The organism is Bacillus haikouensis (assembly GCF_013179555.1).
Lineage (GTDB): Bacteria > Bacillota > Bacilli > Bacillales > Bacillaceae_B > Rossellomorea > Rossellomorea haikouensis_A.
Genome location: NZ_JABMCR010000136.1, coordinates 1 through 11,677, shown reverse-complemented (window position 1 = coordinate 11,677; position 11,677 = coordinate 1). Strand labels below are relative to the sequence as shown.

General features: G+C 43.8%; 12 protein-coding genes. 10 read left to right on the top strand and 2 right to left on the bottom strand.

Annotated features, from left to right (window positions below):
* Positions 1–467, top strand: a 467-nt coding sequence (locus HP456_RS13685) for a DUF2705 family protein (protein ID WP_512698752.1), incomplete at its 5' end; no start/stop codon positions are given.
* Between the two features lie 114 nt (positions 468–581).
* Here the strand turns inward: HP456_RS13685 and tgl are convergent.
* Together tgl and HP456_RS13675 are read right to left on the bottom strand one after the other, a co-directional pair.
* The gene (gene tgl / locus HP456_RS13680; RefSeq protein WP_172251997.1) at positions 582–1,301 is read right to left on the bottom strand and encodes a spore coat transglutaminase TGL; all 720 of its coding nucleotides are present in this window, start codon (positions 1,299–1,301) and stop codon (positions 582–584) included.
* A 182-nt stretch (positions 1,302–1,483) separates the two neighbouring features.
* On the bottom strand, positions 1,484–2,752 hold the full coding sequence (locus HP456_RS13675) for a replication-associated recombination protein A (RefSeq protein ID WP_172251999.1): 1,269 nt from the start codon (positions 2,750–2,752) through the stop codon (positions 1,484–1,486).
* Positions 2,753–2,981: 229 nt separating this feature from the next.
* On the opposite strand from HP456_RS13675, the gene cymR reads away from it, so the two are divergent.
* From cymR to HP456_RS13630, 9 genes are all read left to right on the top strand, one after another.
* Positions 2,982–3,401 (top strand): cysteine metabolism transcriptional regulator CymR, encoded by a 420-nt coding sequence (cymR, locus tag HP456_RS13670; protein WP_172251995.1) that lies wholly within the window; start codon positions 2,982–2,984, stop codon positions 3,399–3,401.
* A 12-nt stretch (positions 3,402–3,413) separates the two neighbouring features.
* Positions 3,414–4,556 carry a cysteine desulfurase family protein gene (locus HP456_RS13665; RefSeq protein WP_172251993.1) on the top strand — a complete coding sequence of 381 codons (1,143 nt, stop codon included), beginning with the start codon at positions 3,414–3,416 and terminating at the stop codon, positions 4,554–4,556.
* A gap of 45 nt (positions 4,557–4,601) precedes the next feature.
* Complete coding sequence (gene mnmA / locus HP456_RS13660; protein WP_172251991.1) at positions 4,602–5,717, top strand: tRNA 2-thiouridine(34) synthase MnmA; 1,116 nt, start codon at positions 4,602–4,604, stop codon at positions 5,715–5,717.
* A gap of 162 nt (positions 5,718–5,879) precedes the next feature.
* Complete coding sequence (locus HP456_RS13655) at positions 5,880–6,551, top strand: tetratricopeptide repeat protein (RefSeq protein WP_172251989.1); 672 nt, start codon at positions 5,880–5,882, stop codon at positions 6,549–6,551.
* A gap of 18 nt (positions 6,552–6,569) precedes the next feature.
* Positions 6,570–8,972, top strand: a complete 2,403-nt coding sequence (gene recD2, locus HP456_RS13650) for an SF1B family DNA helicase RecD2 (RefSeq protein ID WP_172251987.1) — start codon at positions 6,570–6,572, stop codon at positions 8,970–8,972.
* A gap of 143 nt (positions 8,973–9,115) precedes the next feature.
* Complete coding sequence (locus HP456_RS13645) at positions 9,116–9,712, top strand: biotin transporter BioY (RefSeq protein WP_172251985.1); 597 nt, start codon at positions 9,116–9,118, stop codon at positions 9,710–9,712.
* A 15-nt stretch (positions 9,713–9,727) separates the two neighbouring features.
* Positions 9,728–10,738, top strand: a complete 1,011-nt coding sequence (gene bioB / locus HP456_RS13640; protein ID WP_312857763.1) for a biotin synthase BioB — start codon at positions 9,728–9,730, stop codon at positions 10,736–10,738.
* 420 nt (positions 10,739–11,158) lie between these two features.
* On the top strand, positions 11,159–11,344 hold the full coding sequence (locus HP456_RS13635; protein ID WP_172251981.1) for a YrzR-like zinc ribbon domain: 186 nt from the start codon (positions 11,159–11,161) through the stop codon (positions 11,342–11,344).
* A gap of 15 nt (positions 11,345–11,359) precedes the next feature.
* Complete coding sequence (locus tag HP456_RS13630; RefSeq protein WP_216663281.1) at positions 11,360–11,491, top strand: YrzQ family protein; 132 nt, start codon at positions 11,360–11,362, stop codon at positions 11,489–11,491.
* Positions 11,492–11,677 lie beyond the last annotated feature (186 nt).

The window sequence follows — 11,677 nt, the reverse complement described above, 5'->3', positions numbered from 1 at the left end:
GGACGCTGCTTGGAGTTCTTTTCGCCGTATCCTTCCTGGTTGGACTGATTCTCTTCGGTGGCACAGACCAATCCGTCCATCTTGCTTATATCGACGGTAAAGTCGTCGAACAGAACATTGTCGGATACCTGATCAAAACCTACTTATTGAAGTCGATCGATGTGACGATGATGGCCACGATGGCCTTCATGATCTCAACCGTATTCAGAAGCTCTTCACTCGCTATCGGGATTTCATTATTCCTGCTGTTTATGGGAGCAAATGCTACGGGATTACTTGCCATGAAGTTTGATTGGGCAAAATACAGCCTGTTTGCCAATACAGATTTAACACAGTATACCGGATTCAGTCAACCGCTAGTTGATGGGATGACCATGGGCTTCTCGATCACTATGCTCATCATTTATTTTGCCATCTTCCAGCTCCTTGCATTCTTTGTATTCAAGAAGCGGGATGTGGCAGCTTAGTAGTATTGAGATCTTTGCACGGTTGCAGCGACATACTTGAGTGTGACGTTCCATTTTTTCTGCAATCTCAATCTCATATAGAAAAAAGACGGTCTCTGGGAAGACCGTCTTTTTTTATGAGTATTTATAAAGCTCCGAGAATTGAAGCCGGGTTGTCTGGTTCAATTGAAAAGCTGATCGTGTTGCATTTATCCTTCGTAACGTATTCAGTGCCTCGATCATTTTACTATGTGTGACGATTCCGATCCCATGACCGAAGTATTGATTCTTCTCCAGATAGACGGCATTCTCGCCCATCCAGATCGGGTCTTGGTAATCCGGATTTGAAAAGTAATAAACATCACCCGGGATATTGTCTATCCCCTCATAAGTCACCATGTGCATGGCGTCACTGAAATTATGACCCCATATGAGCATCGGGGAATACAGTCGGTCGAAATATTCAGGGCGTATTGTGTCGAGGATGGATTTATAAAAAATCAGAACGACGGCGGTCACACACTCAAAACTGTACAAATAGGAATTCTGGAAAATATCCCGAATTGCGGCGGAAGGGCGCCTTGATTCTCTTAACCTGTATCCGCTTATCGTCTTGACCCAATAATAAGGATTGAATGAAGAATTAGGAAATGTGGCGAATGTAGCGGCATTGCTGTTCAGCATTCTGCTGTTTATAATGATCCTTTCCCTTAGTTTTAATTCAAAAGTCAGTTCTTTAAGGTGATTATATTCATACTTGATATTGCTCTGTTCAATTGCATTCAGGATGTTAGCTTGCACAGGGGATATTCCTTTTAAACCGGCAGTGGAAGAGCCGTCTTTAAGGGTGATCATCGGCATAACCTCCGAGGGCTTTTTTATCAGTGTATGTAAGGGAATTTGATTTGGAACATTTTCGGTGAAGCGGGTCGACGACTTCCAGCCAAATTAAATCAGGAAATGTTAAACGAATCAATTTTTATGTGACTTGCTGCAGAAAAAAACCGGATCTCATAAAAGACCCGGCTCAAATGTATCTATTTCATTTGTTTATTGATCTTCTCATAAATACCGGCTATGGCCTGTTCGAATTTCCCGGTCGACTTGGGAGTATAATAGCGGGCATTTTTCAACCGGTCCGGCAGATAGGATTGTGCCACCCAGCCGGATTCGTAGTCATGCGGGTATTTATATTCCACACCTCTGCCTAATTCGGAAGCTCCTTTGTAATGGGCATCTTTCAAGTGATCGGGGACTTCTCCGCTTTTTCCTTTTCGAATGTCAGATAGTGCGCCATCAATGGCAAGGATGGCAGAGTTGGATTTTGGCGATAGACATAGTTCGATAATGGCATTGGCCAATGGTATACGTGCTTCCGGGAACCCGATTTTTTCAGCCGTTTCAACCGCAGCGAGAGTGCGGGGACCCGCACCTGGGTTAGCAAGACCGATGTCTTCATACGCAATGACCAGCAATCGTCGGGCAATGCTGGGCAGGTCGCCTGCTTCCACAAGCCTGCCTAAGTAATGGAGCGCTCCATTTACATCACTGCCCCTTATCGATTTTTGAAAAGCACTCAAAACGTCATAATGAGCATCGCCATCTTTATCGTGTGAAAAACTCTTCTTCTGTAAACATTCCTCTGCAATGTCGACATCAATGTGAATCATTCCGTCTTCATCAGGTGAAGTGGATAGGACAGCCAGCTCCAGTGCGTTCAGGGAGCTTCGCACATCCCCGAAACTGCTGCTTGCAAAGTGTTCGACTGCCTCCTCTGAAATTTCGAGGGAATAGTCGCCAAGGCCGCGCTCCTTATCTTCGATCGACCTGGATATAGCGGTTTTCATTTCTTCAACGGTAAGCGGCTTCAACTCGAAAATCTGGCATCTGCTTCTGATTGCAGGATTGATTGCATGATAAGGATTGCTCGTGGTTGCCCCAATCAAGGTGATCATCCCATTTTCTAAATAAGGCAGAAGAAAGTCCTGCTTTCCTTTATCTAGCCGATGGACTTCATCGAGCAGAAGGATCACCTTTCCTGACATCTTGGCTTCTTCGGCGACAATCTGTATATCTTTTTTATTATTTGTTACAGCGTTCAATGTCTTGAATCTATATTTCGTACTGCCGGCAATCGCACTGGCAATCGATGTTTTTCCTATCCCGGGAGGGCCGTATAAGATCATGGAAGAAAGCTGTTTTGCTTTTACCATTCTGTCAATGATTTTTCCTTCTCCTACTAAATGCTGCTGTCCGATGATCTCATCGATCGTCTTTGGCCTCATCTTGAAGGCAAGTGGTTTAATAGACATATATAATCTCTCCAAACTGATGTTCTCAGGGTACTTTTACTTTATCACAGGGCCAGTTTAGAAGGAAATGTTTCAATCTGAAGCCAGGGCAAACCATCCTTTTCACAGTACAGTGACGATTATGCTATAATGACAAAGGTTAATACTGATAAAAACATCATTCAATAATGACGAATAACTCATATAATCAAGTTTAATATAAGAACTTAAGAGGTGCTGGAAAATGAAGATATCTACTAAAGGCCGTTATGGTTTAACGATTATGATTGAATTGGCTAAACGTCACGGTGAGGGGCCGACTTCCCTCAAAACAATTGCTCAACAGCATGAGCTATCCGAACATTATCTGGAGCAGCTGGTCGCTCCGCTTCGAAATGGAGGACTGGTCCGCAGCATCCGGGGAGCTTACGGAGGATATGTGCTTGGACATGAACCTTCCGAGATTACTGCCGGGGATATCATCCGTATTCTCGAGGGTCCGATCAGTCCCGTTGAAGGAATCGAAGATGAGGAGCCAGCGAAGCGGGAGTTATGGATCCGAATTCGAGACGCAGTGAAAGATGTATTGGATAATACGACGATTGAAGATTTAGCCAGTCATACTGATGATGGTGGATCCGATGCTTATATGTTTTATATCTAGGAGGGTTGCAGGATGGAGAGAATTTATATGGATCATGCCGCCACGTCCCCTATGAATCCAGATGTAATAGAAGAAATGACTTCCGTGATGAAAGAGACATTCGGCAATCCATCAAGCATTCATTCTTTTGGTCGTTCGGCTCGTCACCATGTCGACCTGGCCCGTTCAATTATTGCCGGAGGAATCAAGGCGGATTATAATGATATCATATTTACAAGCGGTGGGACGGAAGCTGATAATTTAGCTTTGATCGGTACGGCATATGCCAATAAATCCAAAGGGAACCATATTATCACCACACAAATTGAGCATCATGCAGTTCTTCATGCATGTAAGTACCTAGAAGAACAAGGATTTGAGGTAACGTACCTGCCTGTGGATGAAACAGGCAGGATCTCCCCGCATGATGTAGAACGTGCAATGCGAGAGGACACTATTTTGGTCACGATTATGTACGGTAATAATGAGGTCGGTACAATCCAGCCCATCAAAGAGATTGGACAGGTTTTAAAAAAGCACACTGCATATTTTCATACAGATGCTGTTCAGGCATTTGGGATAATGGATATCGACGTGGCCGATCTCGGAGTGGATATGATGTCTGTTTCAGGTCATAAAATTAACGGACCTAAAGGCGCAGGTTTCCTATACTGCCATAAGAACGTGAACCTTCAGCCCGGTTCTTATGGCGGGGAGCAGGAACGAAAGAGGCGTGCAGGTACAGAAAATGTTCCCGCCATTGCAGGGTTGGGGAAAGCAGTGGAGCTTGCTCAAAGTTCCTGGAAGGATAAACATGTAGTGTACGAGGGTTTCAAGCGTTTATTTAGAAAAACGCTTATAGATAAAGAGGTTGATTTTGATGAAAACGGATCTCTTGAGTACGGATTACCCCATGTGCTAAACTTAAGCTTTCCCGGCACAGATGTGGAATCGATGCTGATGAATTTGGATATGTCGGGCATCGCCGTTTCAAGCGGATCAGCCTGTACGGCGGGGTCGATCGAACCCTCGCATGTATTGGTTGCCATGTTTGGCAGGAACTCCGAAAGAACAAAGAATTCAATCCGATTCAGTTTCGGTCTGGGAAATACAGAAGCAGAGATTGTGCAGACTGCAAATGAAGTTGCCAACGTGGTTAAACGACTAGTGTCTTAAGCACCGTAAATATAGATAACGAAAGGAATAAGGAGGTGGCGTAAAATGATAAAGGAGCCTAAGGATACGAGAGTGGTCGTCGGGATGTCTGGCGGAGTGGATTCATCTGTAGCGGCTCTGCTATTGAAGCAGCAGGGCTATGAAGTGATCGGGATATTCATGAAAAACTGGGATGATACAGATGAAAATGGGGTATGTACAGCGACGGAAGACTATAACGATGTCATTCGCGTATGCAACCAAATCGGAATACCCTATTACGCTGTGAATTTTGAGAAACAATATTGGGATAAGGTATTCACTTATTTCCTTGATGAATACAAAGCTGGCAGGACGCCGAATCCAGATGTCATGTGCAACAAAGAAATCAAATTTAAAGCATTCCTTGAGCATGCGATGAAACTGGGGGCCGATTATCTCGCAACCGGCCACTATGCCCAGGTCGAATACCGTGACGGGGAATATAAAATGCTCCGCGGGGTCGACAACAATAAGGATCAAACCTACTTCCTCAATCAATTGGGGCAGGAACAGCTTGAGAAAGTCATGTTCCCACTCGGTGGAATTGATAAGAAGCAGGTCCGTGAAATTGCAAAAGAAGCAGGTCTCGCAACTGCAGCAAAAAAAGACAGCACGGGAATCTGTTTTATCGGAGAAAGAAATTTCAAAGAATTCCTAGGCAACTACCTGCCTGCACAGCCCGGAAATATGGAAACGATGGACGGCGAAGTCATGGGCAGGCATGAAGGCTTGATGTATCATACGATCGGCCAGCGTCATGGACTTGGCATCGGTGGTGCAGGCGATCCATGGTTCGCCATAGGTAAAGATCTGGAACGAAATGTATTGTATGTCGGACAGGGATTTGAAAACCCTGCATTGTATTCAGATTCCATTATAGCTACGGACGTTCACTGGACCTCAAACAGGGAAAAACCGGCAGAATTAATATGCACAGCTAAATTCCGATACCGTCAGGCGGACAATTCCGTTAAGGTCATTCCACTTGAAGATGGTAAGGTAAAAGTGATATTCGATGAGCCGCTTCGTGCAGTGACCCCGGGTCAGGCAGTCGTGTTTTATATGGGCGATGAATGCCTGGGTGGAGGAACAATCGATACCATTTTTAAAGAAGATAAAAAATTGACATATGTCGGCTGAAGACAGCCGTCTTTGACTGAAGTATAAGGACTGAGAAGAAGCGAGTAAATGTCTCCTTCCTCACAGTCCTTTCTTTACGTTCTTTCCGCCTGTACACTGTGTGTTATACTGATTACACATATACTGGATTTTTTCAAGACTACATAATAGAGGTGCTTTAAAATGGATAAAAATTTAAAGGGAATCGAGTTATTACAAGAAGGTAAAATAGAGGATGCTGTCAAGCTGTTTACGGAAGCCATCGAAGAAAATCCGAAAGATCCTGTCGGATACATCAATTTCGGTAATGTGCTCATGTCAGTGGGGGACAGCGATAAAGCAAGATCATTCTTTGAGAGAGCGGTCACAGTGGATGAAAATGCAGCAGCAGCTTACTATTCACTCGGGAACTTGTACTTTAATGAAGGTGATTTTGACTCCGCGAAAGGTCAATTTGAAAAAGCGGTTCAAAAAGGGATGGAAAATGCTGATGTTTACTTCATGCTGGGGATAAGCCTCGTGAATCTGGAACAGCCGAAGTTTGCCATTCCTTACCTTCAGCGCAGTGTGGAGCTGAATGAAGAGGACATAGAAGCCCGCTTTCAATTAGGATTGAGTCTTGCTCAAGCAGGAGCATACGAAGAATCAATCGAGCAGTTATCCATAGTTGTACATCAAGATCCTGAACATGCGGATGCATATTATAATTTAGGTGTTGCTTATGCAGGTCATAAAGATGATGCGGATAAAGCGTTGGAGTATTTTAATAAAGCAGTCGAAATTCAGCCGGATCATATGCTTGCTGGATATGGAATCAAGATGATCGAGAAATTGAAGAACGAAAAGAGTGAATAGTTAGGGGGTCCACAAGCCTTGAGCCAGCAAGATTCAATGAAGCTTTTTGGAGATGAAGAAATTTATATCAAGGGCAGGCATCTTGTGACGATTTTTCATAATGAAGAAAATCTGTATAACGTCGTCAGGATCAGGGTGGATGAAACGAATCATGCCTATGAAGAAAAAGAAGCGGTCATCACTGGGCACTTTCCCCGTATTCATGAAGAAGAAACATATGTGTTTTACGGTCGCTTCCAGGAGCATCCGAAATTTGGCATGCAATTCCATGCAAACCATTTCAAGAAAGAAATACCGCAAACCACCCAAGGCGTTGTCCATTATCTTTCAAGTGACTTATTTAAAGGGATCGGTAAGAAAACGGCAGAAAAGATTGTCGAGCATATTGGTGAGAATGCTATTTCTAAAATTCTTGAAAATCCAAGCGTATTGGATGAAGTACCTAAGCTTCCTCCTGATAAAGCGAAAAGCATTTATGATACTTTAGCTGAGCATCAGGGGTTGGAACGTGTGATGATTGTATTGAATGACTTGGGGTTCGGGCCGCAGATTTCCATGAAGATTTATCAGGCTTATAAAGATCAGGCACTGGAAATCATTCAGAATAATCCATATAAATTGGTGGAGGACATTGAAGGTGTCGGTTTTACGAGGGCTGATGAGCTCGGCTCGAAAATTGGAATTACCGGGAACCATCCTGACAGGATCAAGGCAGGGTGTCTTTATACACTGGAACAGGTATGTGTAAAGCAGGGGCATGTGTTCCTCGAAGCGGAAGAACTGATTGTGACGGTAAAAGAATTACTGGAAAAAAGCCAGCCTGAAAAGATTGAGTATACCGATATTTCCGGTCAATTGGTATCGCTGGAAGAGGAAAAGAAGGTGATCGGTGAAGGGTCAAAGGTGTATGTCCCTTCTCTATTTTTCTCTGAAAAAGGGATTGTGACGAGCATAGAGAATATATTGTCCCAAAAACAATATGAAGACCAATTCCCTCAATCTGAGTTCCTGCTTGCTTTGGGTGCTCTCGAGGACCGGCTCGGAGTCCAGTATGCACCGTCTCAAAAAGAAGCCATCGAAACAGCTCTGATGTCTCCCATGCTGCTGCTGACTGGGGGACCCGGTACTGGAAAGACGACTGTCATCAATGGGATCGTGGAACTCTTTGCAGATCTCCATGGTTGTTCGCTCGACCCGAAAGACTATAAAGATGAGCCTTTTCCTGTGCTGTTGACTGCCCCGACGGGAAGGGCGGCTAAGCGTATGACTGAATCGACGGGGCTTCCTGCGATGACCATTCACCGCTTGCTCGGCTGGAACGGTCAGGAAGGTTTTCAAAGTGATGAAGACCGGGCGATAGAAGGAAAGCTCCTGATCGTCGATGAGGTATCAATGGTGGATACATGGCTCGCACACCAATTGTTAAAGGCCCTTCCTGATGATATTCAAGTGATCTTTGTAGGAGATGAAGATCAGCTGCCTTCGGTGGGTCCTGGACAAGTATTGAAGGATCTCCTCCGGTCCAAGATTGTCCCGACAGTCAGACTGACGGACATATACCGGCAGGAAGAGGGCTCCTCAATCATCGAACTTGCACATCATATGAAAAAAGGACAAGTACCTTCAGATTTGACGAAGCAGCAGAAGGATCGCTCTTTCTTCCCTTGCCGGACGGATCAAATTGCCGAAGTTGTAAGGAAGGTAGTTGAAAACGCCAAGAAAAAGGGGTATACACCAAAGGATATTCAGGTTCTTGCACCGATGTACAGGGGGCCAGCCGGGATAGACAACCTGAATAAACTTCTGCAGGAAATCTTCAACAGCAATGATGGTACGAGAAAGGAAATCTCCTATGGGGACGTTCATTACCGCATCGGTGACAAAGTACTGCAGCTTGTGAACCAGCCTGAAAATAATGTGTTCAACGGGGATATCGGTGAAATCGTTTCGATATTCTATGCAAAAGAAAACACTGAAAAGCAGGATATGGTCATTGTCTCTTATGAAGGCAATGAAGTCACATATACACGACAGGATTTGACCCAGATCACTCTCGCCTATTGCTGCTCCATTCACAAATCACAGGGAAGTGAATTTCCCATCGTAATCTTGCCGGTTGTAAAAAGTTATTTTCGAATGCTGCGAAGAAACCTTCTGTACACCGCAATTACAAGGAGTAAACAATTTCTTATCCTATGTGGTGAATTTGATGCATTTAAGCTTGGGGTGCAGAGAGAAGATGATTTCCTGCGGAAAACCACCCTGAGTGAAAAGCTTTCGCTCATTATGGACGAAAGCGTCAATGACGGGGGAGAAAGAGAGGCTGCTGATAATACAGTCATAGAAGAAATGTTGATGAAAGAAGATCCGATGATAGGAATGGAAGGGATCACCCCTTATGATTTTATGGAAGTAGAATAATCTTTACTATTGAGGTTAACAGGTTTCTTTTGTTAACCTTTTTTTGATTTATATGTCAACCGAATTTAATTTTGTGTTGACATTAAGTCTCGGTGAACGATATTCTTAGTAGGAAATAACTTTTATTTTGGAGGAAAAGAGAAATGAACAAAAAACTGCGAACCATTGATTTGACCTTGGCTGGGATGTTTGTTGCACTTATGGCTGTAGGTGCAAACATCACATCTTTCGTACCATTCCTTGTTATCGGCGGAGTGCCCATCACTCTTCAAACTTTCTTCGCAATTTTGGCCGGAGTCATTCTAGGCAGTCGTATCGGCGCTATTTCCATGGGCGTCTATGCACTGGTCGGCTTAGTGGGAGTACCGGTATTCGCACGATTCGGAGCAGGGGTTTCCTCGATCGTCAGCCCGACATTCGGCTTTATCATTTCGTTTATATTCACCGCCTATATCACAGGTAAGATTGTCCAAAAGAATAAAGGATTGAAAACGTATGTTATAGCTGCATTGACCGGGATGGCAGTGAACTACATAGTCGGTACCAATTGGATGTATGCAGCTTATAAGCTTTGGGCTTCGGCTCCAGAAGGACTGACATACGGCCTTGTATGGTCATGGATGGTTGTCCCGCTTCCTAAAGATATCATTTTAGCAGGGTGTGCGGGAATATTGGCTCACCGGCTGGAAAAATCGGTTCTGTCAAAGAGTACATTCAAAAACGTAAATCGTGCTGCATAATTGGGGGGATATGTTGTGAAGAAGTCTTGGAAGAGTCTGGCACGGGAAGTTCTCGAGGGGAAAGAACTCAGCGACGGAGAAGCAATAGCCATTTTACAAAGCCCTGACGAAGAACTACTTGAGCTCCTGGACAGTGCCTATCATATCAGAAAGCATTATTATGGCAATAAAGTGAAACTGAATATGATCATAAATACCAAGTCAGGTCTTTGTCCCGAAAATTGCGGATACTGTTCCCAGTCGATCGTATCGAAAGCCCCGATCGAGAAATTTGCGATGGTCGATAAGGATTTGATGATAAAGGGAGCTGAAAAGGCACATCATTTAAACGCAGGGACCTATTGCATCGTTGCGAGCGGACGCGGGCCGACAAACAGAGATGTCGATAAAGTGGCAGCGGCTGTGAAAGAAATTAAAGAAAACTATAACATGAAGGTATGTGCCTGCCTCGGACTGTTAAATGAGGAGCAGGCACAGAGGCTGAAAGAAGCCGGAGTGGACCGGTACAATCATAATATAAATACGTCCGAAACTCACCATGGGCAAATAACCACCTCTCATTCATATAATGATCGTGTGAATACAGTTGAGATCGTTAAAGCTCAAGGTATTTCCCCTTGTTCCGGGATTATTGCAGGCATGAAAGAGAGCCATCAGGATGTAGTGGATATGTCGAGGAGCCTGAAAGTACTTGATGCAGATTCCATACCGGTTAATTTTCTACATGCCATTGATGGAACACCACTTGAGGGCACTAATGAACTCGATCCAAGATATTGTTTGAAAATATTGTGTTTGATGAGGTTTATCAACCCGACAAAGGAAATCAGGATCTCAGGGGGACGAGAAGTGAATCTCCGCAGTCTTCAGCCTCTCGGACTGTATCCGGCAAATTCAATCTTTGTAGGTGACTACCTGACAACCGCCGGTCAGCAGGAAACCGCCGATCACCAAATGCTCAAAGACCTTGGCTTCGAAATCGACTACACCAATGAAATCACAGCGGAAGATCTGGTAAATCAATAAATACCTGAACATCTTTATTTCATGAAAAGCGGAGGGAACTTAGGTTCTTCCGTTTTTTTTTGGTCGGAGCTTCTTCATACCATGATAGCTCTTTTAATACAGCTGATGATTTCCGTGCAAGATTTCGCTGCCCTCGGAAAGCAAGTGCCTGCTGCGTAATGAACGAACAACGTAATCCGTATGGCTGATTTTAGATGGGGAATAGATAAAGTAAAGTGAATATTTGAAGGGCTTGCTCCAATGGAAAAAGTATCTCCTCATGAAATAAGGAAAATGTCTCACACTAAATAAGAACGGTGTATGACAAATTATATCGTTCAGGTGTGTTTCTTATTGAGCAGGTATATTTTTCACTCTGAATGGACATGATGGTAGGGAATAATCACCGGTTTTGCTGGTGAAGTAGAGGTGAACCTTACGATGAAATGTCCAAACTGCCAGAGTAAAGATATAGGGAAGATCGGCATCAACCAGTATTATTGCTGGGGATGCTACATTGAACTTTCCTTGTCCAAAGGAGTCATTCATACTCATCAGGTGGAAGAAGATGGATCGTTAAGCTCTTTAGACGACTTGTTTGATGAGGAAGACCGCCAATTTATCTAGGGAGAGGTGTCTTTCTTGAACAAAACATTTGCATCGATTGTTGGTTTTGGAGCGGGAATCGCAGCGTCGATTTATTCTCAGCGATCAAATATGATGAATCAAAAACAAATGAAAAGACTTCGTAAACAAATGAAGAAAATGTTTTAAGACACATTCTTTGTATTTGACTGGCTCTCTATTCCGGGGAGCCGGTTTTTATTTTTATTGTATAAAAACCTCCCCCAATTTCTAACAATAAAGGGTAAGAAGGAGGGATGCCGGATGGAAACAAAAACATATGCAAAATGGCTGTACAGACTTTCAATAGGACTTTTATGCGCCGTTTTTCTGTAT